At 68.7% G+C, this 26,483-nt stretch carries 15 protein-coding genes; 6 read left to right on the top strand and 9 right to left on the bottom strand.

Annotated elements, in window-relative coordinates:
* Positions 1-2 precede the first annotated feature (2 nt).
* Positions 3-2,351: an alpha-L-rhamnosidase-related protein gene (locus ACWEOO_RS34310; protein ID WP_452146574.1), complete on the bottom strand. Its 2,349-nt coding sequence runs from the start codon at positions 2,349-2,351 to the stop codon at positions 3-5.
* A 197-nt stretch (positions 2,352-2,548) separates the two neighbouring features.
* On the opposite strand from ACWEOO_RS34310, the gene ACWEOO_RS34305 reads away from it, so the two are divergent.
* Positions 2,549-3,220: a GAF and ANTAR domain-containing protein gene (locus tag ACWEOO_RS34305; protein WP_452146573.1), complete on the top strand. Its 672-nt coding sequence runs from the start codon at positions 2,549-2,551 to the stop codon at positions 3,218-3,220.
* Between the two features lie 25 nt (positions 3,221-3,245).
* Here ACWEOO_RS34305 and ACWEOO_RS34300 read toward each other — a convergent pair whose 3' ends face one another.
* A complete protein-coding gene (locus ACWEOO_RS34300) occupies positions 3,246-3,674 on the bottom strand; it encodes a DUF6458 family protein (protein WP_452146572.1) in 429 nt (142 codons plus the stop codon).
* A 103-nt stretch (positions 3,675-3,777) separates the two neighbouring features.
* On the opposite strand from ACWEOO_RS34300, the gene ACWEOO_RS34295 reads away from it, so the two are divergent.
* Positions 3,778-5,226: an MGH1-like glycoside hydrolase domain-containing protein gene (locus ACWEOO_RS34295; RefSeq protein WP_452146571.1), complete on the top strand. Its 1,449-nt coding sequence runs from the start codon at positions 3,778-3,780 to the stop codon at positions 5,224-5,226.
* A gap of 51 nt (positions 5,227-5,277) precedes the next feature.
* A complete protein-coding gene (locus ACWEOO_RS34290; protein WP_452146570.1) occupies positions 5,278-5,715 on the top strand; it encodes a ribonuclease H family protein in 438 nt (145 codons plus the stop codon).
* Between the two features lie 61 nt (positions 5,716-5,776).
* Here ACWEOO_RS34290 and ACWEOO_RS34285 read toward each other — a convergent pair whose 3' ends face one another.
* Positions 5,777-6,604 (bottom strand): SAM-dependent methyltransferase, encoded by an 828-nt coding sequence (locus ACWEOO_RS34285; protein WP_452146569.1) that lies wholly within the window; start codon positions 6,602-6,604, stop codon positions 5,777-5,779.
* Positions 6,605-6,824: 220 nt separating this feature from the next.
* Between ACWEOO_RS34285 and ACWEOO_RS34280 the strand changes: the two genes are divergently transcribed.
* Genes ACWEOO_RS34280 through hrpB form a run of 3 tightly spaced genes read left to right on the top strand, consistent with a single transcriptional unit; the run spans position 6,825 to position 11,587 of the window.
* Positions 6,825-7,604, top strand: coding sequence for a class I SAM-dependent methyltransferase (locus ACWEOO_RS34280; protein ID WP_452146568.1), 780 nt, complete (start codon positions 6,825-6,827; stop codon positions 7,602-7,604).
* A 16-nt stretch (positions 7,605-7,620) separates the two neighbouring features.
* Complete coding sequence (locus tag ACWEOO_RS34275; protein WP_452146567.1) at positions 7,621-9,045, top strand: M1 family metallopeptidase; 1,425 nt, start codon at positions 7,621-7,623, stop codon at positions 9,043-9,045.
* A gap of 43 nt (positions 9,046-9,088) precedes the next feature.
* A complete protein-coding gene (hrpB, locus tag ACWEOO_RS34270) occupies positions 9,089-11,587 on the top strand; it encodes an ATP-dependent helicase HrpB (protein WP_452146566.1) in 2,499 nt (832 codons plus the stop codon).
* A 142-nt stretch (positions 11,588-11,729) separates the two neighbouring features.
* On the opposite strand, the gene ACWEOO_RS34265 is transcribed toward hrpB, so the two are convergent.
* The 6 genes from ACWEOO_RS34265 to ACWEOO_RS34240 form a co-directional block, all read right to left on the bottom strand.
* Positions 11,730-12,269, bottom strand: a complete 540-nt coding sequence (locus tag ACWEOO_RS34265) for a hypothetical protein (protein WP_452146565.1) — start codon at positions 12,267-12,269, stop codon at positions 11,730-11,732.
* A 126-nt stretch (positions 12,270-12,395) separates the two neighbouring features.
* Complete coding sequence (locus ACWEOO_RS34260) at positions 12,396-13,367, bottom strand: AraC family transcriptional regulator (protein ID WP_452146564.1); 972 nt, start codon at positions 13,365-13,367, stop codon at positions 12,396-12,398.
* A 175-nt stretch (positions 13,368-13,542) separates the two neighbouring features.
* Complete coding sequence (locus ACWEOO_RS34255; RefSeq protein ID WP_452146563.1) at positions 13,543-14,505, bottom strand: TAXI family TRAP transporter solute-binding subunit; 963 nt, start codon at positions 14,503-14,505, stop codon at positions 13,543-13,545.
* 11 nt (positions 14,506-14,516) lie between these two features.
* A complete protein-coding gene (locus ACWEOO_RS34250; RefSeq protein WP_452146562.1) occupies positions 14,517-16,538 on the bottom strand; it encodes a TRAP transporter permease in 2,022 nt (673 codons plus the stop codon).
* A gap of 211 nt (positions 16,539-16,749) precedes the next feature.
* The gene (locus tag ACWEOO_RS34245) at positions 16,750-22,911 is read right to left on the bottom strand and encodes an RHS repeat-associated core domain-containing protein (RefSeq protein WP_452146561.1); all 6,162 of its coding nucleotides are present in this window, start codon (positions 22,909-22,911) and stop codon (positions 16,750-16,752) included.
* Positions 22,912-22,963: 52 nt separating this feature from the next.
* Positions 22,964-26,296: a LamG-like jellyroll fold domain-containing protein gene (locus ACWEOO_RS34240; protein WP_452146560.1), complete on the bottom strand. Its 3,333-nt coding sequence runs from the start codon at positions 26,294-26,296 to the stop codon at positions 22,964-22,966.
* Between the last annotated feature and the right edge of the window lie 187 nt (positions 26,297-26,483).

Genomic DNA, 26,483 nt, shown 5'->3' with positions numbered 1-26,483 from the left:
GATCAGCGTGTTGCTGCCATTGTCACGGTGATCTGTGGGGGTGCGGTGATTTCGGGTGGTTTGCCGGCTTCGGCTCGGATCTGCAGGGGGCCGTGCGGGGTGGGGACGGAGGCCTGGGCCCACTCGAGGCCGCCGAGTTGCGGGGCGACGGTGACGGACGTCATCCCGGGGGCTGTCGGCCGGACGCCGAGCAGCGTCGCGACGTAGTGGTACAGCGGATGGGCGCCCCACGCGTGGCAGTCGCTGCGGGTCGGTTCGGGGTGTTCGACGACCGTGCGCAGGCCCTGGTCCAGCAGCCCGAACCATAGGTCGAGCCGGGCGAGCAGCACGTCGGTGCGCCCGATCGCGTGCAGTGCTTCGAACAGGTAATGATCGAAGTACACCGTCGTCCGCGCCAGCGGTACGGGCGGTTCCAGGAGCATCGTCCGCACGGCTGGCTCGCCGTACTTCGCGCCCGCGAGCAGGGCCAGCGCTTGCGAGTGTTCGCTGAAGGCGGTGTGGCCGAGGTCGTCGGCGTACAGCCCGCGATCGGCGTCGTAGAACGCTTCGTCGGCAGCTTCGAGGAGTTGGTCGGCCAGTCGTGCGTACCGAGCGGATGCGTCGGGCTCGCCGACCCAGGACTCCAGCTCGGCGACCTGCCGTGCGACCAGCGCCAGCTGGAGGTGCAGCACCGCCGACACCCCGCGCCCGGGACCTGGCCAGTCAGGATGTTGCTCCCCGTCCTGGACGATCCCGGGCGGACTGCCGGCGTCCCAGCCTGGCACCCAGTCGGTGAAGTTCCAGCCGTGCAGCGCGTGGAAGATCCCGCGGTCGTCGACCGACTCCTGGTGAACCTCGACGGCCGCACGTACGGCGGGCATCAACTCTGTGACGAATGCCAGATCGCCGCGCCACAACGCGAAGTCGTGCACCATCGCGACCCACCACAGTGTGAACGGCGGGATCGGGGAGGACCTGCGGGACGGCGTCCGGGAGGCGACCAACCCGTTGCCGTCCTGGCTGTGGGCGAAAGCGCGCAGTGCCTGCCGGGCGAGGGCGTCGTCGCCGGTGGTGGCGTAGGCGATCAGGCATTGCAGCCGGGTGTCGCCGGCGTACTGAAGCTGCTCGTAATAGGGGCAGTCCATGGTCGTCTCGTGGCTGCAGGCCTGCAGCGTCCGGAACGCGAGTACGCCGACCTGCGCCAGCCGCGGGTCGCTCGCGGTGAAGCGGCTGCGGTCTTCGTACGGATAATGGGTCTCACGGAACCGCAGCCCGGTGATCGTCAGCGGTTCGGCCGCGGTGGTGACGAGGACCTCGACATAGCGGCCGGACTGCCACCACAGCGTGCTGTGTCGCTCGTGACCGCCGCCGGCGACGAAGCTGTCACCGATGCCGTCCGCTCCGAGACCGGGACGGCCGAACAGCTTGCCCGCGACGACATCGCGATGTCCCTTACCTGCTCCGGCCTCCGTCTCGTAGAGGGACTCCTGCCAGTGCAGCCGCACCTCGGCGTCGCGGCCGCCGTCGAGATCGAGGACCGGGTATGCGCAGACGTACTGGTCGAGATCGATGAGCACACGGCGGCAGGTCCCGGGCGGCACCGACAACGCCGTACCGTCGAGCAGCCGCTGCCAGTCGCGGGCCTCGACGTCGAGGTTGTCCGCCGGCTGTACGACGCGGTCGTGCGTCGGCTCACCCGCGGGGTGGGCGGCGACATGGCGGATGCGGGCGCCCTCGGCCCACCGCTGCGCCGGTGCGGGCAGGCGGGACGGCACCAGCAGTCGCAGGCCGTTTGTCGTCCGTCCTTCGGTGGCAGCTGACCACTCGAGGTCGTCCGTGCCGGTTTGCCAGCCCCATGGGTACGTGCGGCCGTCGCTGACGTGCCTGGCTCCGCAGCCGTACCCGTCGCCCTTCGGCCGGCGGCCGTGTCCTGGCAGGGTCGCCGCTTGCCAGGTCGCCGTACCAGTGTCGAGCTTGGGCGGCCGGCCGTGCACAGTCTCGGCTGCGAGGAGGAAGGTGGGGCCGTCGCCGAGGCTCAGCTGCGCGAGGGGCGCGTCGTCGCCGAGGCTCCACACGCGAGCGGCGAGCCAGTGGGCGCCGGGCGGCAACTGCAGCCGGTAGCTCTCGAACGGCCAGTGGCCGATGTCGCCCCGCGACGGCCCGCGGCCGAGGAGGTCGCCGTCGAGCCACAGTTCGTACCGTTCGTCCGCCGAGACGTGGACAACGATCTCAGCCGCCTCCGAGCACTCGACCCGCAGCCGGAATCCGACCACGTCGCCGCTTTCTGCCGCCAGGATCCACCGCGCGGGCCAGGCGGCCTGATCCACGAACGGGGCTTCCTCGAGCTGGAGCTGCTGAACGTCAGCGGTCATCGTCACACCGGTCCCTTCCAGAGAGCTCGACTGGCGGCAGAGTCGCCATCATCTACGAGTTCCTCGAACGCGGGTGGTTTCGCGTGCTGTTCTGCGGGTACCGGGTTTATCAGGCGGGATTCTTGCCCGCCGCGCGACGCCTCGGTCTGTTCGCTGACGCGAGGGGTCGCCGTTTCGGCACTGTTCGAGGTGAAGCCATGGCGCAGCATCGGCGGCCGACCGAGCTGCTTCCTGTCCTGGGCGTCGACCAAGCCGTCGATGCGGTCGTACGGTTCGCCGTCCACGCCGTCGGTTGCACGTACGCCTCGGTGGTGCTGGTTCACGAGCAGACAAGCGTCGAAATCGTCGCGCTGACCGACCCCAGGCTGGTCGGGCTGTGCCAGGTGCAGATCGAGCTGGGGGAGGGGCCGCTGATCAGCGCGATCCGGACAGATCGGGAGCAGATCGTCCCGGACGTGCTGATCGAGCAGCGCTGGTCGCATCTGTGGACCGATCGCGCGCTCGCGGCGGGCATCCGCAGCGCTGCTCATATACCGGTGCCGGCCGGTCGGCAGGCGTCGGTGACGCTGAGTCTGTTCAGTGAGATCCCGGACGGTTTCGATGACGACGACGTCGCCTTCGCACACGTCCTGGGCACTCAGGCGGCGATGGCGATCGCGACGGTCCGTCCCGAGGCCGGCCTGGTCGTGACACCCGACGTACGCGAGCTGGTCGGGCGGGCGACCGGCATCCTGATGGAGCGCGACGGTATGGACGGCTACGAGGCGTTCGAGGCGCTCAAGCAGAACTCGCTGGACACCGGGCGGCCGCTTCGCGAGGTCGCCCAGGAGTTGATCGACGCCCGCGACTACGCCGAGTCGTCACGCTAGCGCCGGCCTCAGGACCTGCGCCGGGTCAGCGCCTTCGGGGCGCGCCGAGGAGCCGTCGGCGGCGCGCGGTGACGGGCGCCGCGGCGACGTCGGCGGGTTCTTCGGCGGCGGGCGTGGTGGGGAGGCCGCTGGCGGCGGGGTCGAGGTCGATACTGCGGGCAGTCGGGGAGTCCGCCGTCGTCGCCGGTGCGGGTTTGGGTTTGCGGACGACGTACGCGCGGATCCGTCCGGACTGGACCGTGCGGTACTCCTCCTCGACCGACTCGTCCAGGGCCTGCGTCGCGACGCGGCGGCGCTTGTTGGTGATCACGTACGACAGCCAGATGCCGGCAGCTCCGGCCAGCATCAGGATCACCCCGAGGGCAGGTAGGTCGACCGCGTCACTACGGTCGCGCAGGCCGAACGCGATGATCGCGCCGGCGGCCATCAGAAAGATCCCGAACCCAATGCTCATCACGCGCCTCCCTTGACCGGGCTCTGACAAGCACCCGGTACCCGCCGTTCAACCCTCGGACCGGGGCCGCAGCGCGAGGTCGGCGGTCTGATGGAATGAGCGGATGACCACGACAGACTCACGGCCGACGCTACGGTTCGCGGATCCGGAGAGCCAGGCGCTGTACGGGGCGACCTACGACGCGGCGCTCGAGAACCTGCTGGGCACCAACAGCGTTCCGTTCGGCGAGATCTACGCCAGGAGCGGGCTGATGAATCCAGCGGTCGGCATGGTCCGCGCCGGCGGCGGCTACGAGCAACCGTGGACCCGGGACGCGACGATCAACAGCTGGAACGCGACGAGTCTGCTGGCGCCGGCGGTGGCCGCGAACACGCTGTGGGCGGTGGTCGAGAAGGATGCCGGGGGCAACCTCAGGGTGCAGCAGGACAGCCAGCAGTGGGATCAGGTGGTGTGGACCGTCGGCGCCTGGCACCACTATCTGGTGACCGGCGACCGGGACTTCCTGCGGAGTGCGTACGAGGTCGTCACGAACACGCTCGCGCTCCGCGAGCAAGCGACGGTCTTCGGCGCCGATGCGCGCTACGGCCTGTTCACCGGCCCGTCGTTCTTCAACGACGGCGTCTCCGGTTTCCCCCTGCCGACGGCCGACGGGGGCGAGTCGCGGGGGAGCGAGAGTACGTCGTACCCGGAGGTCGTCTCGGGGATGTACCTCAGCACCAACGCGCTGTACTACGCGGCGTACACGCGGGCGGCCGAGATGGCGGACGCACTCGGCCGGCCGACCGACGGCCACCGGTCCAAGGCGGCGGCGATCAAGCAAGCCATCAACGAACATTTCTGGAATCCGCGGACCGGAAGCTACAACTACGAGCTCACGGCCGATGGCACGCCGGGCGTCTATCAGGAAGGCACGGGTCTGGCGTTCGCGCTGCTCTTCGGGATCGCCGACGACGCGCAAGCCAGTGCGCTGATCTCGAATGCGCAGCGGATGCCGTGGGGAATGCCCGACACGTATCCGCACTGGGACCGATACTCCGGCGCGGAGCCCGGACGGCACAACGCGATCGTCTGGCCGCTCGTGCAAGGGCTCTGGGCCAAGGGGTTGGCCGAGCATGGCGATGTGGAGGGGTTCGCGACGGAGACCAGGCTGCTCGCGGAGCTCGTCAGGAACAGCGGCGGCTTCTGGGAGATCTACGACGGGAACACCGGCGCCGTCGAGGGCGGCTACCAGGGCGCGACCGGCGTACTGAAGCGCCGCTGGGATTCGGAACCGGACCAGACCTGGTCGGCGACGGCGTACATCGACATGATGCACACCGGGCTGTTCGGGATGAGATTCGACGACCGCGGCCTCACCTTCGCGCCGTCCCTCCCGGCTGGTTGGGGTGATGTCACGCTGAGCGGCCTGCGGTACCGCGACGCCGGGCTGACGGTGACGCTCCGCGGCACCGGCACCGTCGTCCGCGGGTTCGAGCTCGACGGCAGCCCGCAGTCCGGCGTACCGGCCTCCCTTCAGGGAGACCACACGATCGAGATCACGCTCGGCGGGTAGCATCTGGTGCCGATGCCTTCAGTTCGCACTCGCCGGCCGCGTCCGGCTGACATGACAGTTCCCCTCGGAGCGCGCACCGTGTTCACCGACGGCGCGTGCTCGCGCAACCCTGGACCCGGCGGGTGGGCCTGGGCGTTGTCGAAGACCGAGTTCGCGGCCGGTCACGAGGCCGCCTCCACGAACCAGCGGATGGAGATCCGCGCCGCCCTGGAGGCCGTGCGCGCCAACGACGGTCCGCTGCTCGTCGTCTCGGACTCGACGTACGTCGTGAACTGCTTCCGCGACCGATGGCACGCCGGTTGGCTCGAGCGAGGCTGGCTCACGTCGGCGAAGAAGCCGGTCGCCAACAGAGACCTGTGGGAGCCGCTGGTCGGGCTGGTCACCGAGCGCGGAGATGTCGCGTTCCAGTGGGTCAAGGGCCACTCCGGCCACGACATGAACGACTTCGTCGACCAACTGGCCGTCGCCGCCTGCTTCCCGTCGGCCTGAGCTCGACACAGCTGCGGCGGGCAGAGGCGCGCAGCCCGTCGGGCTGCGCGCCTCGTGCCGGTCAGACCTTCTTCGCGATGCCTGCCATCAGGATGCGCTGGTACGCCGCGAGCTCGTCGGCGGCCGGGACGTCGGCATCCGGGTCCTCCGGGTGCCAGCGCGCCAGGAAGTCCACGCCGGGCGGGATCAGCGGCAACCCGAGGAAGTGCTGCTCGATGCGCTCCGGGGTCCGGATCCAGCCGTTGCCGAGGCTCTCGAGGCCGGCCCGCTCCATCGACTTCTGCAGCGGCTCGCCGGTGTCGACGAAGTCGGTGATGAACAGGTAGCTGCCCGGGGCGAGCGCGTCCATCAGCGTGCGGACCCATTCGTCCGGCTTCTCGTCGTCGTGGAAGTGCATGTGCAGGCCGACGACCATCAGCGCGATCGGACGCGAGAAGTCCAGGTGGGCCTTGATCTCCTCGTTGTCGAGGATCGACTGCGGCTCACGCAGGTCGGCGGTGACGACGATCGTGCTGTTGTTGGTGGCCAGCAGGGCACGGCCGTGGGCGAGCACGATCGGGTCGTTGTCGACGTACGCAGCCCGGGCGTCAGGGTTGATCTCCTGCGCCGCCTGGTGGGTGTTCTTCTGCGTCGGCAGGCCGCTGCCGATGTCGAGGAACTGGTCGATCCCCGCCGTCCGCACGAGGTAGTGCACGCCCCTGACCAGGGCCTCACGGTTCTCGATCGCGCAGCGTCCGGCGTCCGGCACGTACTTCAAGTACAGCGCGGCGCCCTCGCGGTCGGCGGCGAAGTTGTCCTTGCCACCGAGGAGAGCGTCGTAGACGCGGGCGATGGTCGGCTGGGAAGTGTCGAAACCCGGATTGTATTCCGAGTCGTCTGATGGGGCCATTGGCGCAGCCTTCATGTCGGGAAAGGAACCTCTTGTCATCCTAGGGGAGACGGAAGTCACTTGGCACTCGGGTGCGGCCTGTCGGTGCGCCTGACCAAATCTTCACCAAAGTCCCTGATTCCTCAACTGTCAAAGGTGTTCGGGCCGGCAAAGTCCTGACATATCAGCTGCACCACCGAAATCGGTCCCGGCGGCGATCGTCGGGGCGTACCGTGGGCCCGTGAGCGTCGATCCGGTAGCGCACAACCGCGTGGCGTGGGACCTTCAGGTCGAGAGCGGCAACGAGTGGTCGAGACCAGTCACTCCCGAGACCGTCGCACGGGCACGCGCCGGTGACTGGTCGGTCGTGCTCATCGGGTACCGGCCGGCCGACCGGGCGTGGTTCCCCGCCGACCTGTCCGACGTGGACCTACTTTGTCTGGCTTCGGGCGGCGGGCAGCAAGGCCCGATCCTCGCCGCGGCCGGCGCGCACGTCACGGTCTTCGACAACTCGCCGCGCCAGCTCGCCCAGGATCAGCTGGTCGCGGAGCGCGAGGGCCTGGAGCTGCGCACGGTGCTGGGTGACATGCGCGACCTGTCGGAGTTCGGCGACTCGTCGTTCGACCTGGTCTTCAACCCGGTCTCGAACCTGTTCGTGCCCGAGCTCGCACCGGTGTGGCGCGAGTGCTTCCGGGTGCTGCGGCCGGGCGGCGCGCTGCTGTGCGGCTTCCTCAACCCGGACGTGTACCTGTTCGACAACGAGGCCATGGACACCCGCGGCGAGCTGGTCGTGCGCCACCGCCTTCCGTACAGCGACCTGACCCACGTCCCGGCCGAGGAGCGCGAGCGGCTGTGGGGAGCCGACGCGCCGCTGGAGTACAGCCACACGATGGCCGAGCAGCTCGGCGGGCAGCTCGCCGCCGGCTTCGTGATCACCGGGTTCGACGAGGCGCCGCACCATTCCGACGCCACCGCAGGCTGGCTGCCCGGCTACTTCGCCACGCGGGCCCTCAAACCCTGACAGACCTGGAGGAATTGTGGGACGTTTCGACCGTCGCCGCGGTTACCTGGTGATGATCTGTGCGTTGTCTCTCGGACTGGTGGCGGCGCCGAGCCTGACGGCGAATGCGGCCCCCGTACGAGCGCCGCTGTTCTCGCCCGGCGCGCCGGGCGCCGGGGATCCGTACTTCCCTGACATGGGAAACGGCGGCTACGACGTCGGTCATTACGACATCAGGCTGGCGTTCGATCCCAGAACCAAGGCGATCAGCGCGACCACGACGATCGTTGCCAGAGCCACGCAGAATCTGTCCCGGTTCAACCTGGATTTCCAGGGGCCGCTGAAGATCAGCAAGCTCTCCGTCAACGGGCGCGACGCGGCATTCACCCGCAGCGGTGCGCAGGAGCTGGTGATCACTCCACGGCACGGTCTGTGGCGGGGGAGCACGTTCCTCGTCTCGGTGACCTACGCAGGCGTCCCGCAGAAGATCGACGACCCGGCGCTGGGCCTTTCCGGCTGGGTTGCCACCAAGGACGGTGCGGTCGCGCTCAACCAGCCGATCGGCGCGGCGACGTACTACCCGGTGAACGACACGACCGGCGACAAGGCGACGTACACCCAGACCGTCACTGTGCCGACCGGACTCACCGTGCTCGCCAACGGCGAACCCGGACCGACCACCAAGCACAACGGCCGGACCACCTTTCGGTGGCAGATGAAGCAGCCGATGGCCAGCGAGCTCGCGATGCTGGCGATCGGGAAGTACAACGTCACTCGCTCGGTGACCGCCGACGGCCGGCCGAACATCACCGCGATCGGTCAGTCGATCGACACGAAACCCGGTCAGGGCCAGGTGTTCAACCGGACCACGGCGCAGATCGTCCAGTGGGAGTCGTCGATGTACGGGCGCTACCCGTTCGACTCGACCGGCGGCATCCTCGCCGACGTCGGCGTGCACTACGCCCTGGAGACGCAGAGCCGTCCGGTGTACGACCAGCGCACGAGCAAGGTCAGTGGTGACCTGCTCGCCCACGAGCTCGGCCACCAGTGGTTCGGCGACAGCCTCACTCCGGTGCACTGGTCGGACATCTGGCTGAACGAAGGCTTCGCCACCTACTCGGAGTGGCTCTACCAGGAGAAGTTCAACGGCGTCCCGGTGCAGCAGAGCTTCGCGGAGACCTACGCGAACGAGAAGGACTGGTCCGGCAAGGTGGCCGACCCCGGGCGGGACCAGATCTTCGACGACCTGGTCTACAACCGCGGCGCGATGACGTTGCAGGCGCTCCGCCTGAAGATCGGCGACCGCGCGTTCTTCCAGGTGCTCCGGCAGTGGCCGACGACGTACCGGAACGGCAACGTCTCGACGCAGACCTTCATCCGGTTCGTCGAGCGACTGACCCACCGCGACCTCGACACGTTCTTCCAGACCTGGCTCTACCAGCCGGGAAAGCCGAGCCTCTGACGCCGCGGCCCGGCCTGCTGTAGTGGTCCGATAGCGTCGGGGCGTGTTGCTGCCTGAATCGTCGGTGCCGGGGGCTGATCTGCCGGTCCGGGCGGTTCTGCCTGCCACGGTCGAAGCGGTGCGTTCGCGCGGTACGGCGGTCTTGGTCGCGCCGCCCGGATCGGGTAAGACCTCGCTGCTCCCGCTGGCGTTGGGCGACGCCCTGGGCGGGAAGATCATCGTGGCCGAGCCGCGAAGGTTGGCGACCCGCGCGGCGGCGGCCCGGCTGGCGACGCTGGTCGGCGAGCCGCTCGGGCAACGGATCGGCTACGCGATGCGCGGCGAACGCAGCGGCGGCCGAGAACTAGGTGGCCTACGTGTCGAGGTGGTGACGACAGGGCTCCTCGTACGGCGTCTGCAGCAGAGCCCGGAGCTTCCGGGCGTCGCGGCGATCGTGATCGACGAGTGCCACGAGCGGCACCTCGATGCCGACCTGCTGCTGGCGTTCGGCGTCGACATCCGGGCGAACCTTCGGGAGGACCTGGCGATCGTTGCGACCTCTGCCACGCCGGACACGGCCAGGCTGAGTCGCGCACTGGGCACTGACGTTCCGGCGCCCGTGATCACCGCGTCCGCCGTGCTGTACGACGTGGCTGTCGAGTGGGCGCCGCCACCGCTTCCCGTGCCGCTGCTTCCTGGCGGGCGGGTCGATCCGCGCCTGCTGGATCACGTCGCGGCCGTCGTCGAGCGTGCGTGGACCGAGAACGACGGCGACATCCTCGTGTTCGTCCCGGGGGAGGCCGAGATCAACGGGGTGACGCGCCGGCTGGCCGGCCGGAACGTCCTGCCGTTGTTCGGTCGCCAGTCGAGGGCCGAACAGGACCGCGCGCTGGCCCCGACCGCTACTCGCCGGATCGTGGTCACGACGTCGGTCGCGGAGAGTTCGCTGACCGTGCCCGGGATCAGGGTTGTGGTCGACTCGGGTCTTGCCCGGGAGCCGCGGACCGATCAGTCCCGGGGCCTCGGTGCGTTGGTCACCCGCCGGGTGTCGAGATCGTCGGCCGACCAGCGAGCGGGTCGCTCCGGGCGGGAGGGCCCTGGCCGGGTTTATCGCTGCTGGTCCGCCGTCGACCACACGCATCTCGACGATCATCCGGCGCCGGAGATAGCTACCGCCGATTTAGCAGCCTTCGCTCTCGATCTCGCGGCCTGGGGTGCGCCTGCCGGCGACGGTCTGACCTTGCTCGAGGCGCCACCGGCCGTGGCGATGACCGCGGCCACCGAACTACTGCGCCGCCTCGACGCCGTCGACGACAGCGGCCGGATCACCGAACGGGGACGGCGGTTGGCGGCGCTCGGGGCGCATCCCCGGTTGGCTCGTGCGCTGATCGACGGTACGCCGCGCATCGGCTCCGACCGGGCGCGCGAGATCGTCGCGATGCTCTCGGACGACTCCGGCCGCGACTTCGGCGACGATCTACCGGCCCGCTGGCGAGCACTCCGCCGCGGCGACGATCGCGGAGCCACGGCCCGCTGGCGAGAGGAAACACGGCGCCTCGGCCGGGACTCATCGGGTGGTCCAACGGAGGCAGTGCCGGACGACCTTGCGGTGGGGGTTGTGGTGGGGCTGGCGTATCCGGACCGGATCGCGCGGGTCCGGGGAGCCGGCTCGGCGACGTACCAAATGTCCGGCGGTACGGGTGCGGCGCTCGACCCGCAGTCGCCGTTGCGGAGCACACCCTGGCTGGCGATCGCGGTGGCCGACCGGGCACCGGGGCGCGCCGACGCCAGGATCCGTTCCGCCGCGCCGATCGACGAGCAGACCGCGCGAGACATCGCCGGCGAACTGGTCTCGACCACCGACCAGATCCGCTGGGACGACGGCCGGATCGTCACGCGGCGCGTCGAGACGCTCGGCGCGATCGTGCTCAACGACGTACCGCTGGCAAAGCCCGACCCACTGCTCGTGCAGGCGGCCGTCCGCGACGGTATCCGCCGCAGCGGTCTGTCCGTACTGCGTTGGTCGGACGCCGCTCTCGCCTTGCGGCAGCGGCTCGCGTTCTGCCACGCCCACCTCGGAGCCCCGTGGCCCCCGGTCGACGACGAAGCCTTGCTGGCCGATCTCGACGAATGGCTGGGTACCGAGCTCGCCACGGTCCGCAATCTTGCCCAGATCGACGTGACCTCGGCGCTCCGGCGACTACTGCCCTGGCCGGCAGCAGCCCGGTTCGACGAACTCGCCCCGGAACGGCTCCAGGTCCCATCAGGCTCACACGTCCGCCTCGAGTACGACGGCGCCGAGCCGCCGGTCCTCGCCGTGAAGCTGCAGGAAGTCTTCGGCTGGACCACCACCCCGCTCGTCGCCGACGGCCGCGTCCCAGTCGTCCTGCACCTACTGTCTCCCGCACGACGCCCGGTCGCGATCACCAGCGACCTCACCTCCTTCTGGAAGCAGGGCTACCCCCAGGTCCGAGCAGACCTCCGAGCCCGCTACCCCCGCCACCCCTGGCCCGAAGACCCACTGACCGCCACCCCCACCAACCGCCCAAAACCCCGCCGGTAAAACCGAGCGGGGCTGGCGGGCCAGCTGATTCAGCTGTTATCGGCGGCGGTCGACGCGTCGCGCTGTGCGACGGGCTGTCCGTCGGGCCACCCTGCGGGAGCCGAACATGGTCACCTCCAACGTCGTGTTCGGGTCGGCGGCGTCATTTGGCCGACGCGGCCTTCTCCATCTCGTGCAGTTCCTTGGCCTCGGCGGCGTCGAGCAGTCCGATGCTGACCAGGTCGAGCGGACTGATGAAGCCGTCGGCCAGCCGGAAGCCGCCGGCTCGCGCGACCGCGTCGCGCAGCGGGACGGCCCAGTGGTGCTCGATCAGCAGCAGTGCGGCGGCAGAGTCGTTCGGGATGTCCTCGAGAACGTCCCATTCCTCCCCCTCGAAGACCTGCATCCCGTCGGCGGCGGCCTCGGCCCCCAGCTCGGCGCCCTCCTCCATGCCTTCCTCACCTTCGATGCCGAGGCCGATCAGGGCGCCGATCTTCGTGCCCAGCTCGACAGCTTCGTCCAGGGTGAGGTTGCTCAGATGGGCGACCTCGATCTCGCCTGCTGCGTCCTTGTGGACCGCCAGCGCGTCGATCACCTTGATGGTGTCGCTGGCGCGCAACCGTTCGAGTTCGTCGATGATCTCTCCGTGAAAGTTCGGGTGGTTGAACCCGAGAACGATCAACTGCACCGGTCCGATGGCCATACCCGTTCCCCCTTCCGTGCCGGGCGACCGCTCCTCAGCCAGCCCTGAACCATCCTCGTCGCCGGCCCCGCCAGCGGCATCACCCGCAGCGGATAGCTCGGCAGGTCGGCTGCGCCACCATCGCGCCTACCTGAGTGGCTGCAAGTCGCGCGAGCCGGACTCGCTGGAGAGCTTGATGGGCTTCCCGACGCCGTTCCCCGCGGTCGTGTCGCATGCGTCCCGCAGGTATTGCGCTCTGAATTCCCGGGGGCTCATGCCGTAGCGCTGACGGAATGCGGCACTCAGGACGCTGTTGGACGAGAAGCCGCAGCTGTGGGCGAGCTCGCCGATGACGATGTGAACAGGGCTGCGCAGGCGTTCGTGCACCAGCGCGAGTCGTTCTTCCCGGATCAGTTCCCGAGGTGTCGTACCTGCCTGCTGCATGGCCAGCTGCACCTGCCGCAGCGACCAGCCCAGGGCACGTGCCACCGTGGCGCCGGTCAGCCGCGGATCGGTGGCGTGCTCTCGTACGTAGCGTCTGACCATCGCCTCGACCTCGCCCAGGCCGCCCTCGGTGTCCGGTCGGTCGTCACCGACGGCGAGCATGCACAGCAGGTCGACCAGCCGATCGCAGACCGCGTCGAATTCGGCTGCCGACAGGTGCGCCCGCTGAGCGAACAGTTCACCCAGCACGCCCACGAGGACCCGGCCCAAGCCGCGGTCGGTGTCGAGAGTCCGGTTCGCCGACCGGCGAGCCCCGGGGCGGAGGCGGTTGTCCATCTCCGCCCCGGGAATCGTCAGCAGCGCGATGTCGGCGTGGTCGAGCTTCGCTTCGAACGGCGAGTTCGACGACGCCAGGAACGCCCCACCTGGGCCGACCCGAAACTCCTGATCATCTTGGTGGACCAGCAACTGACCGCGGATCGTCACCATGAGCGTGCGGCTGTCGTGCGGATCCTCGGACGCCATTGCGGCGGTTCGATGTCCCTGCGCACAGTCGGCCGATACCCGGCCGAGCGTGTAGGCGACCGTGCCGATACGAAGCAGCCGGCCCCGGAACGTCCCTGGCGAACAGGTCGGATCCACCCGGTAACGGGTGGCCGCGCTGATGACGCTCATCCAGTACTCGACACGTTCGGGTGGCCGGACGTCGTCGGTCGTCCACGAGTCGATCGAATAGGACGAACTCGGGGCACCACGCCTGCAGATCGCGGTTGACATAGGGGCCTCACTTGTCCGGCGCATAGAGCCTTGGGCGGTTACTTCTGACGGCTCGTCAATCGACGGTGGGCACTCAGTCCAGTGCGTCGATGGCCTTCTTCGCGGCCGGGTGCAACGGCACCGGGTCGGTCATTGCGGCGTTCTTGAGGTCGATTCCCTTGGCCGCGGGATTGACCTGCACGAGGGCTTCCTTGTTCTGGAGGAGCAGGCTGGTGAGTTTCTCGGCCAGGGCGTCGGGCATGTCCTTACGCACCAGCAGCAGGTTCGGCACGATGATCGTCTGGGTGTCGGTCGGCTGCTTGTACGCCGCGGCCGGGATCACGCCCGCGGCGTACACCTTGCCGTGCTCCTTCTGCAGGGCGGGCAGGACGTCGTCGAGCGGGATGAAGCGCACCTTGGCGCCCATGGACGTGGTGAGGTCGGTGATGCCGCTGGTGGGCAGTCCGCCGGACCAGACCAAGGCGTCGATCTGTCCGCTCTTCATCGCGTCCACCGACTCGGGCAGGCCGAGCCGCTGGGCCGTGACGTCTTTGACCGGGTCGATGCCGGCGGCGGTGAGCAGGCGCCGCGCGATCACCTCGGTGCCGGAGTTCGGCGAACCGGTGGAGATCCGCTTGCCCTTCAGATCGGCCATCTTCGTGATGCCGGACGCCGCCCGCACGACGACCTGGGTGTAGTTCGAGTACAGCCGGCTCAGCGCGACGACGTCCTGCGGCGCGGTGAAGCTGTTCTTGCCCTCGACCGCGTCGGCGGCGCTGTCGGCCAGGGAGAAGGCGATGTCGTAGTTCCCGGCGGTCAGTCCTTGGATGTTCTGCACGGAGGCGCCGGTCTCGCTGGCGGTGGCGCGGTAACCGTCGAGGTTGTCCGAGATCAGTGCGGCCAGGGCACCGCCGAGCTGGTAGTACACGCCGGTGGTGTTGCCGGTGGCGATGGTGAGGCGACCACCTCCCGCGCCGTCACCGGACTCGGGCTTGCGTTGCCCGCCGCAGGCGGCCATCGAGACCGTCAACGCGAGTGCGACCACCAGAGTGGACAAAGAACGGATTCTCATGTGGGTAGCGGCCCTTCCGTGGTGTTCCGCAGGCGTTGACGCCGTGCGAGGTTGATGACGACGGCGGCCCCGAGCAGCCCCAGGCCGACGCCGATCGTGGTGGGTGCGAGATAGAGCAACAGCAACGCGGCAGGAAAGCAGAGGACACGCTCCAGCCAGCCGGTCCGGACGGCGATCCATCCGCCGGTGACCACCGCCAGTGCCGCGACGGCGAGCGCCGAGACCACCAGCGTCCACGCCGCACCTCCCAGACCCTCGAGGCCCAGCAGGTTGGCCCCGTTCGGTGTCAGCACGAACGCGAAGGGCACCAGGAACGCAGGCAGCGTGTACTTCCACGCCTGCCACATCGTCGGGATCGCCCGCCCGCCGGTGATCGCCGCCGTCGCGACGGCAGCGAGCGCGGTGGGCGGCGAGACCTCCGACAGGACGGCGTAGTAGAAGATGAACATGTACGCCTCGGCCGGGGCCACGCCGAGCTGGAACAGGGCGGGCGCGATCACCACAGCGGCGATGATGAACGATGCGGTGACGGGCACCGCCAACCCGAGCACCATGACCGCGAACGCTGACAGCGTGACGGTCATGATCAGCACCACGGTGTGGTTCTCGGAGATCGCGGAGGCTGCGGACACGATGATCTCGGCCAAGTTCAGGCCGAGCCCGGTCTGGGTGACGACGGCGACGATGATGCCGGCTACGGCGCAGGTCGCCACGACGGGTAGGACCGAGCGGGTGCCCTGCGCGAGCGCCAGGCCGAGCCGGCGTGGCGTCAACCGGTGCTCACGGTCCAGGAACGACAGCCCGATCTGCAGCAACGTCGCGTAGACGACGGCCTTGAACGGCGGAATGTCCATCGCCATGAAGCCGATGATCAGGAACAGCGACACGAAGTGGTATCCGAACCGCAGCAGCAGCCGGCGTGCCGACCGGGTCGACGGCTCGGCCGCGTCCGTGCCGTGCCGCCTGGCGTCCATCTCGATCGCCAGCAAGATGCCGAGGTAATACAGAACGGTCGGGACCGTCGCGTAGCCGAGGACCACGAGATAGCTGACCTGGAGATACTCGGCGATGATGAACGCCGCCGCGCCGAGCGTGGGCGGAGACAGGATCGCCCCGATGCCGGCCGCTGCCAGCATGCCGCCCGCCGGCTCGGGCGGATATCCGGCGCGGCGCAGGATCGGCCAGGCGACCGTGCCCAGCGACACCGCCGTCGCCGTACCGGAGCCCGACACCGTGCCCAGCAAGAAACCCGCCAGTGTGACGGTCCGTCCGGGCGCCGTCCGGCTGCGTTTGAACGCCGCGAACGACACGTCGATGAAGAACTTCCCCGCACCCGAGGCGTCCAGCACAGCGCCATAGATCGTGAACAGGACGATGTAACTCGCCGCCACCGCCAACGGCGTCCCGTAAAAGCCCGCCGTACCCATGAACAACTGCGCCACGATCGCCGAGAAGTCGAAACCCTGATGCGCCAAGGACCACGTGTACGGCAAATAGCCGCCGTAATAGGCGTATCCGATGAACAACAGGCTCACCACCGGCAGAACCCAGCCCGTCGTACGCCGGCAGGCCTCCAGCGCCAGCACCAGCAGCAACGACCCCGCCAGCAGATCGAGCTGGGTGGGAGCCTGCCGCCGCTCCAGGAACGCGTCGAAGTCCAGCAGCGGATACAGCGAGACCACCAGCGCAACCGACGCCAGAATCCAGTCCGTCACCGGCGGGTCGTCGCGGCGCTGATCTCCGCGGAACGGGTTCAGGAACGCCGGCACCCGCCAACCGCGGTAACACAGCAGCGCACCCGGCAACACCGCGGCAAGAAACAGCATCAGATAGAACTGCGTCCCTGCCGGAATCGGAAAGAATACCTGCACCAGAACGCCGACACTGACCAACGCGCAGCATACCGAGAGAGCGCGGTCCAGGGCCGGACTCAGCCTCCGCGCCGGCCTTTCCTGCTCGAATGCAGCCAATTCCTCTGCGCTCGGGCCGGCCCCAACCGAATCGACAGCGACAGTCATTTAGTGCTCGTTATCATAAGGGGCCTCCTGTGAATTGAAGATCTTCCGCAAACGATCCTCAATTCACAGGAGGCCCACAACCCCCACTCCCGCATCCTTACGTCGCCTTAAGAAGAATCCCTGGACACCATGGCTCGGAGGCGCGCGGGCAGGGCAGCCCGCCCGTGCAGCCGCGCCTGAGCACCGTGATCCAGCGTTCGCTACCTGACTTTCAACGGCGCTCCCACGGGCGCCTGAAATGCTGCTGTTTCACTGGCCTCGAGCAGCCCGGATAATCCTTGGTCAAGTTGCACATGTTGATGTTGTAGGTGCGCTTCGGCGGGCTGTGGAACCACGTTTCTTCGAGCCACTTGTAGGCCAGGTAAGCCACCATGCCCCGTCTGCCCGCTTTTCCGTCGGCTTTGAATTCGCCCTTGATCTTGCCGAGTTGCCCTCGTGGGGTGACGCCGCCCTTCTTCCAGATCTCGCCGACCCGGTAGAGGGTCCAGGTGCCGCGGGCGACGACGTACCACTTGACGTAGTACCACCCGCCGCCATCGGCGTGCCCCTTGGCGACGGCCGAGCCCAGGACGGCGCAGGTGTTGGCCGGGGTGCCCCTGATGAACCGGCAGATCGCGAATCCGGCACCGGCGACCTTCACCAGCGCGTAGTCCTCGCCGCCGAGGATCCCTCCCTTCTTCGGCCGCTTGCGGTGTTCCTTCTTCTTGGGCTTCTTGGCAGCCTTCTTGGCCTTCTTCTTCTTGAGCTTGGCCGCCTTCTCACGCGCCTTCTTGGCCGCGGCCTTCTTGGCGGCCCGCTTGGCCGCCGCGATCTTCTCCTTCTTCTTCTTCGCGAGGTAGCGCTGGTAGTCGCAGCCATCGCAGTAGTGGCGGGAGGCGGCACTCTTGGTGGCCTTCTTGTGCTTCTTTGCCTTCTTCTTCTTGGGCGCGTGGTTGTAGCCGCCGCAGCCGTCGCAGTAGTGGCCGCCGGGCAGGACGCGCCATTGGCCGTCGGGGTCGCTGGCCGTGATCGGGGTGTTGTCGGCGTACGCGTAGCCGTTGAGCTGTTGCGGGTTGTCGAAGTCGGCGACCGGGTCGGTGGAGATGAAGCGTCCGCGGGCGGAGTCGTACTCGCGAGCGCCGAGATGGGTGAGTCCGGTGGGGTCGTCGACGCCGTCGACGTAGCCGTGTTCGTCGGGCCAGGTCGCGGGTTTCGTGCCGCGGTCGACGCCGAACGGGGTGAAGCGGCGTTGCTCCTGGCTCAGGTCGGTGGCGTTGACCGAAAGGGTGTTGGTGCCGTTGTGGTCGGCAACGGTGAAGGTCAGACCGGACGCGTTGCGGACGGCGCTGGTGCTGCCGAGGTCGTAGTAGCGAGTGGGTGTCACCGTCCCGGTGGGGCTGAGGTGGAGTTCGGTGTTGTCGAGGTACAGAGTGGTGCCGGCGGTGTCGCGGGCGATGAGCCGCTCGCCGTCGGCGTCGTACAGGTAGCTGGTCACCTTGCCGTTCTCGGTGAGGGTGGCCAGACTGCCTTCCGCGTCCCAGGTGAGGGTCTGGGCCTTCCCGGCGACGTTGCGGGCGGTGGTGTTGCCCGCGGCATCGTAGGTGAAGGTGTCGTTCCGGGTACCGGTGGCGACGCCGCCCAGCGCGTGCGGCCGGGGCCCTCCGGCGGCGGGGTAGGTGTAATTGGATGTGGTGGCGGCACCGGTGACCGGGTCGTGGTTGGTCTCGCTGAGCCGGTTGCCGGTCTTGTCGTAGCTCCAGCCCTGCCAGTACGGCGCGGGCCCGGCCAGTGCGCCGGCGCCGGGCTGGGTGGCGCAGTCGGCAGCAGGGGTCCACGCCTCGGTGAGTCGGCGCAGGTAGTCGTAGCTGAAGCACTGGACATCACTTACGCCGTCTTGCGGTGTGTCGGCGATCTTGGTGATGTTGCCGGCCGGGTCGTAGGTGTACTTCACGTCCGCCAGGTGTTCGGGGGCAGTAGAGCGGTCGACCAGGACGCGGTCCAGGTTCCGGGTCGCGTCGTCGTAGAACGCGGTATGGACGACCTGCTTGCCGGTCGATGCGGACAGGGTCGACTGGGCGACCTCGTCGTACGGCGTGTAGGTCGCCGCGGTGAGCATCGTGCCGAGACCACTGCCGGCGGTCTGCAACCGGCCGGCCGCGTCGTAGCTGTACCGCAGCGTCTCCGCCGCGAGCCCACCCGCTGCCGGGTAGGACACCAGCGACGGCAGCCCGGTGGCGGTGTAGCCGGTGTTGGTCTTGTACGACCCGGCCAACGCGCCCTCGGACGCGGGAATCGTGACCGTGCTGGTCAGCGGCCGGTACCGGATGTCGTAGGCGTCGACCGACTTGGTGTAGGCGTTGCCGTTCACGAAGCGGGTCGAGGTCGCGAGCATGCCCTTGACGCTGGTGCCCGAGACGAGTGTGTCGTAGGTCCACTGAGCGCGCTTGGTGCCGGACGTGGACCCGTCGTACATGCCGGTACGGCGTCCCAGGCCGTCGTACGTATAAGCGAGGGTCGTGCCGCGCGCATCGATGCTGGTGAGGATCTGGCCGGCATTGTCGTAGGTGAAACTGCTCGTCCCGGTGTCGGGGTCTTCGCGTTGGGTGACCCGGCCGCGCAGGTCGTAGCTGGTGTTCCAGGTGTTGCCCGCCGGGTCGGTCGTGGCGACCACGTCGCCGCGGTTGTTATAGGTGTACGTCGTCGCGTCGTACGAACCGGTCGGCGAGCCGCCGGTGTACTGGCGCAGCTCGACCACCGCGTCGTCGGCATCGGTGATCGACGTGGTGGCCGTATCGCCGTCCGGCGGGTCCACGCTGATCCGGTCTCCGCCGTACGTCGTGGTGGTGCGCCACTTCTCGAACCCGTGCGAGCGGAAGATCTCCACCGTTTCGCGTTCGGCGCCGTCGTAGACGGTCACGTCCTGGCCGGGTACGGCCGCGTCGGTCACCCCGGTGAGCAGCGTCGTACCGGCGGTGCCGCTGTTCCAGTACGAGCCGTTGGACTTCACCTCGAGGCCGCGTGAGTCGTAGAACTTGTCGGTCACGACCCGGCCGCCGTCAGCTGCGGGATCCTGCGTCTGTCGTTCCCGTAATTGCCCGTCGTACAGGTCGTAGCCGGCTTCGTACGTGCCGTCGTCGCGAACCTCCTCGGTGGTGATCACCGACGGCGCGTCCTGGCGGATCAGGTACGAGTACTTGGTGTTCGGGGTCTTCCCGGCCGCCTTTGACCGGTCCGGCAGCCAGACCGCGGTGATCCGGCCGAGCGGGTCCCGCGTGGTGTCGGTACGCCGCCCGTTCTGGTCGACCTCGGCGACCGACTCACCGAACGCCGGCTCGACGGTCGTCGTGGTCACATACCCGGCCGGGTTGGTCACGGTGATGTCGGTGACGGCCGCGCCACTGGCCGGGGTGTAGGTGGCGGACGACTTGCGGTCCAGCTGGTCGTAGGTCTCGATCGGCCGGCCGTAGCTGTCGTAGACCGTGCGTCCTTCCTGGGTGTAGACCGGCGTGGTGCCCGAGTAGGAGGCGAGTTCCTTGCTGAGGGTCTCGTCACCCCTGGTCGGCGCCGCACCCAGCGTGGTGGAGCCGTCGTAGTAGGTCAGGTCGTCCGACACCGCGTCGGCCGGGTACGACGGTGTCGCGGTGCAGGCCACGGACACGGTCTGCTCGCGGGCCTCGAGGTCGATCAGGTACGACGAGGTGTTGCGGGCGTACGTGGTGCGGGTGCATTCCTCGTCGCCGGTCTTGGCGGTGTCGCCGAGGTCGTTCTCCTCGACCTCGAGTCCGTAGGAGTCGTAGGTGGTGCGGGTCTCGGTGTTGCGCCATTCTCCGGACGACAGCGCCTCACGGTGTCGTTCGGCGGTCTCGTTGACCATGTAGGCCTTGAGCGTGCCGTTGCGGGTCACCTGGGTGGCAGTGGGGGAGGAGATCAACGGATCGGTGATCGCGCCCTCCAGTACGCTGCCGCCTGCCTCGGTGTAGGTGAGCGACTCGCGTTCGAACCCGGCCAGCGCGGGATGATCGGTGATCGTGCCGCCGAGGGAGTCGGTGATTGTCACCGACCGGGTGCCGCCGTTCGGAAGCTTGTCGCCGTCCATGCCGCGCAGGTACAGGCTTTCTTCCTGGGAGCGGGTCTCGCCGGGGTTGCCGTGGAGCTCGCGCACGCGGCCGTAGCCGCGCCACTGTCCCCAGGTGCGGTACTTCAGCGGCGTCAGCTCGTTGTCGTCGTAGTGCCACGCGCCGCCGCCGACGTACTCGTAGTCGGTGCGCTCGATCCCGGCCACGCCGGACTGGTCGTCCTCCAGCACCGTGACCGGCACGTACTTGTGGAACCAGTCCCGCGTCAACGACTCCGACCCGTCGGCCTGCCAGTACTGCGGGAAACACCGCTTGGTGTTCTGGTCCGGAGCCGGCAACGAACCCGCCGTACATTCCGGCGCCGAGTAGTTCACGTGGGTGTGCCCGCCGGCCTCGTCGTACACGTCGGTCAACCGCCACTTGTACATCGGCGGAATCCCCTCCGCGGCGTCCACCCGGTTGGCCAGCTGCACACCCTGGAACGACACCGAAGGAAGCGACGCGGTCCCGCCGACCTTGCCGGTCGCGGTGATCGACGCCAGCCACAACGCCGGCGATGTTCCGTCACCGGGGTCACGGAACTCGTAGCCCAACGCCCACGACGTCGCGTCCCGGTAGGTCGTCCCGGACACCCACAGCTGGGTCGTCACCGTCGCCAACCGCTTGCGCGTCCAGAACGTGGGCGAATACAACCCCGTGCACGACTTACCCGCCGAACAGTTCTGGTCGTACGGCACGTCCGGCCAGTTCGCGGCATTGGCCGACGTGATGTCGCCGGTGCCGCAGGTCGCACCCGCCGCGCAGCGCTCGTCCACCGTGAACGACACCCGCATCGGAGCCGGCGCCGAGTACATCGTCGTGGACCGCTGGCCGTAGTCGATCCGCTTCAGGTACCCGCCGCGCACGTACTGGGTGCCGGCGGTCGCGGTCAGGTTCCGGCCGTAGTAGTTCGTCTCGCTGCCGTAGAAGTACGACATCGCGTTGCCGTTCGGGTCGACCACGTAGTCCAGGTTCCAGCGCCACGCCTGCGTGCAGTACGACGCCGCGAACGACGCCCCGTGGCACGGCTCGCCCGTGTCGTTGCCGAACACCGGCGCCGTCCAGACCGATCCGGTCTCCTCGTTACCTGTGGCCCACCCCGGCAGCCGGTTCAGCCCGAAGTAGTACTGCGTGCCGTCCAGCGATGTCAGCCGCCAGTGCTCGCCGTCGTTGTCGCCGTTCACTCCACCGGTCAACCGCTCCAGCCGCGAACCGTCGTCGTCCCGCAGCTTCCAGGTACCGGTGGCGTCGTCACGGACCAGTTCGGACGCGGTCCCACCCAGCACCAGGTACGCGTTGTCGGTCTCCCAGCACAGGTCCTGCGGCTTCGGCGTCGTCGAAATCTCATCCGAGCACGATGTGTACCGCCGCTCGACGAACCCCTCGTCCAGACCCCAGCCTTCCCCGACCCACGACGACTGGTTGTTCGTCGACGCCACCCGGCCGTCGATGTCACCCGACGAATAGCCGAGATCCAGGTCCGGTTCCGGGCCGCCGAAACTGTCGGGGCTGTCCATCGAGTAACCCCACGAGAACGCACCCGACGAGCCGCCCGCGTTCCACGACGCCGACGCCGACAACGCGGTCGGCTTGTAGCTACCCGCGCTGCCCGACGGTGCCGACGTCAACGCCAGCACTGTCGCCTCACTCGACGCGGCGACCTCGGTGGCGATCCGGTTGTCGCCGGTGACACTGGACTTCAGCACCTGCCCGTCCGCGCACCCGGCCTTGTCCGGTGTGGTCAGCGCACACGCCGGCAGCCGTACGAGCCGCAGCCGGCTTGCCCAGTCACCGCCGTACGCCGAACGGAACGCCGAGTAGTCCACCTCGACCTTCACCTGGCCACTCGCACCCTGGTCGGTGCGACCGACGCTGAACAGCATCCCCGAAGCGCCCACCTTTTCGGCAGCCGAACGGTCGTGGACCTGAACGCGGACCCGGCTCACGGGCGTCGACGCGGCGCCCTGGACCCGCCCCGCGCCGACCCGAACCGGCAACCGGCCGGCCTGCGCAGTGGTGCCGTCGCGGGGGAGCGACACCTCCGCCGCACCCGGCTCCGGTCGACTGACCTGTGGAGGTTGGTGCAGCACGGACGCTGCCTTCGGATCGGCCGGACGCGACCTCGGCGCGGAGTCGTGCCCAGGCACCGAGAACTCGGTCTGCGCCGCCGGCCGCCACGCGTTCGACGTACCGACATCGGCCCGCGCGGCGGGTATGTCGACCAGGCAGGTGGCCGCGAGCGCGACGGCCGTGACTATTCCGGTGAACGGCACCAGCATGGCGCCACTCCTTTCATGGGGCGGGGCGGAACTGTGCCCACGGGCGGGCGGGTCACTGCTGGGACGGCAAGTACAGGTCGGCGATCTGCTGATCCGAGAGCACGCCGGCATACATCTGAACGTCGTCGATGGCGCCGGTGAAGAAGCCACCGAGGCCGGCCGCCGACGTCCATCCCGCTCCGAAGCGTGCCGCCCCGGTCGCGTTCCACGCGCTGCGGTGATACGTCTCGGCCACGAATTGGCCGCCGACGTACAGCCGCAGCGTCTGGTCCTTCGCGTCGTACACCCCCGCGACGTGTGTCCACCCGCCGGCCACCGGCTCGTCGAACGGGCCGACCGCCGTGTGCACCTCCGCCACCGCCGAGTCCGCGACCGGCATCGCCATCGACCAGCGGTAGCCGCCGTACATGTCGTCCCAGGCGTATCCGAGGCTGAAACCGCTCACCTGCGAGCCGTCCTGACTGATCACGACTTCGTTCTTGCCAACCGCGGACGGCTTCACCCAGGCGGCGACCGTGAAGCTGCCGTCGGTGCGGACCGCCGGCCCTGACGCCGTCAACACACCGGTGGTGCCGTTCAGCTGCACCGCGTTGCCGGTCTTGCCGGCGACGCGTGTCACACCGCTGGCCGACCAACTGGCCGGATGCGCCCCGCCGGTGTCCCCGGCCGTCGTGCCGGAGCTCTCGTCCATCAGCCACTGACCGTCGCGCCGGGCCACCTGCTGGATCTCGCCCGGCAGCAACACCCGGTTGTAGACCTGCAGCTGGTCCACGTCACCCGGCCAGTACTCGCCGTAGACGCCGTTGACCTTGGACCGCCCGATCTGGAACGAGCCGGCCGCGCTCCACGGCGTGGTGTACGCCGTGGTGGCCTCGAGAACACCGTTGACGTAAAGCCGGATCTGGGCGTTCGGCGCGTCGTACACACCGGTCAGGTGAACCCACCTGCCGTCCGCGGCGGGCACGGTGGTGGAGATCGCCCGAATGTACGTCGGCGACGCGACGTCGGCCGAGGTGCGGTTGAAGATCCACCGCCGGTAGGAGCTCGAGTAGTACAACGTGAAGGCGCCGGCCTGGTTCCCGACCTGGGTGGCGATCACCGAGTTCCGCGACGTGTCGGTCAGCCGCACCCAGCCCGACAGGGAGAACGAGCTCAGCGTGTCGACCACCGCCCCGCTCGTCGCCGCATACCCCGTGGTGCCGTTGAGCGTCAGGGCACCGCCTTGCCGGCCGTCGCCCCAGGAAGCGCCGCCACCCAGGGAGGCGTTGTGCCCTCCCGGCGCGGAGTCGACCGCCACGGTGCCGTCACCGGTCTCGTCCAGCCCCCAGTTCGCGACCGGGCCGGGAGCCGGGCCCGCGTAGAACACCGCCGTCACCACCGCGGAACGGTTGCCTCCGGCATCGACCGAGCGGACGTGCACCCAGTTCACGTATCGATCCGGCACGACCGAGACCGTCACCTCGCCACCCGGCGCCGACGGCGTCGCGGTCAGGTTCAGCGCGGTCGAGGTCCCGTTCAGGGCGTACTCGTACCTGACGACATCGGACTCGCCGTTCGCGCCGAAGGTCACCGGCAGGCTCGTCCCCATCACCGCGTCGCCGGCCCCGTTGTCCGGGAACCCCGACGACGCCGCCGTCGGCGCCTCAGGAACCGTCGCGTCCACCGCGAACTCACACCACGGACTCCAGGCGCTGACGTCGATGCCGTCCTCGGCCCGCACCCGCCACTTGCCGACCGCACCGTTGCCGAAGGCGCCCGACGGAACAGTGGTCGCCACGACCGTCGGCGTCGCACCCGCGACGGTCGGCGAGACGTACTCCCCGACAGGGGCCGAACCGTCGACCGTCCACCACTCGAAGTGCGCCTGGACCGAGTTGTCGGCGTCCTGGAGAGTCGCTCGGAGCGTCGGCGTCACCGTGGACACGACCAGCCGATCGGCGCCCGTCACGCACGAGGCCGAGCCTTCGGTGGTGAGGTTGGCCGGGCTGTCGGGAATCGTGTTGTAGTCGATGGTGATGCTCGGGTTGTTGGCGAACTTCTTCCACGAGTACGAATCGTTGTGGCTCTCCGCCCACGTCGACGCCCGGAGTCCCTGCGTGACGTTGGACCAGCCGTTGGCCGCAGCGTTGGTGACCTGGCTGGTCACGTTGAACTCCACCCCGCCGGCCGGGCAACTGGACGACGAAAAGCCCTTCGCGAAGCTCTTCTTCTCCATCTGGTACGCCCAGGTCGGCTGGTTCTTCCAGGTCGTCGCCGAGGAGATCGGGTTGGTCGCCCACACCTGCACCTCGCGCACGGTGCAGGACCACGACCAGTTCGCGGAGGTCTGCAGCGTGGCCTTGAGGATGTGCTTGTACTTCACGCCGCTGGTGTCGAACTGGAAGAACGAGCGGGTGCGCTTGTTGTCCGTGCTGTCGTAGCCCACCCGGGCGACCTTCTCCGAAGTGCCGAGGTTCGCGCCGTTGTAGAACGACGTGGTCGGGTAGTTGCTCCACACCTGGGTCCAGGCCTGCTTGATGCCGGACCACGACGGGTCGATGTAGACCGGGAACCGGGTGGTCTTGGCGGTCAGCAACGCCCGATCCGGCACCAGCGACAGCTGATCCCCGGCCACCTGGGCGCCAACTTTCGTGACCCGGCCACCGGGCTGTACGGCGGACCCGTGACCGGAGGAATCCCACATGTACGGCGCGGGTCCGCTGAACACGACCTCGCCGGCCGGATCCGTCGCGGTCAGGCCGGCCGCGGTGGCATGCACCGTCAATCCCTTGGCGGTGAGGCGATACGGCAACGATCCGAGCGCCGGGTTCGCCGCGGCCGCCGCGTTCTTGACCACCAGGATCTGCGACAGACCGGCAGTCGACGCAGTGAGGACGAGGTCGACACCGGGAAAGACCTCCTGGTACGTCGCGGTGTCGCCGGACAGCACCGGCTGGGGGAGTTTGCCCGGCCAGCCGACAGCCAGCTCGCGGCCGTCCCGGCGAAGCCGCACCAGAGGCGTATCGCCGCCCCCGGAGAATGCCAGATCGAGCGGGCCGGCGACCGGTGCTACCGTTCCGTCCGCTCTGGCTCGCAACGTCATGTTCACCGGCACCCACCCGGACGACCCGCGGACCCGGACCGGCAACGCCGACTCGTGCCGGGTGTACGAACCGTCCGGATTGGCGAACACCTGCCCTGTCTCGGTGGTCAGCGTGCCGACCTCGACCTGGCGCCCTGTCCTCGCGGCGACATCCCGCGCCTGTGCTTCGCCCAACACCGTTGAGGCTTCAGCCGGCGTCGAGGCGATGACGACCAGCAGACTTGCGAGGAGGGCGAGGACACTGCTCATCGCCACCGCCAACCAACCGGCCTTGCGCGGGCGTTGAAGAATACGAGACGGCATGACGGCCTCCACGGGGCGACGAAGGAAGAACTGAGTCCTCCGTGTCAAGGAACACGGCCCGGCACTGTCGCGTCCACGACGTCGCCCACGATCCTGCGCGTATCGACAACAGACGTGCGCGTGTCGACCGGCACCCGGTCCAGAGGTGGTTCTCAAGGCCACGTAAGGATTCGGCGCCCGGGGTTGC

Source organism: Kribbella sp. NPDC004138 (assembly GCF_053603655.1).
The sequence above is the reverse complement of the archived record's forward strand: the minus strand, read 5'-3'. Positions and strand labels throughout refer to the sequence as shown.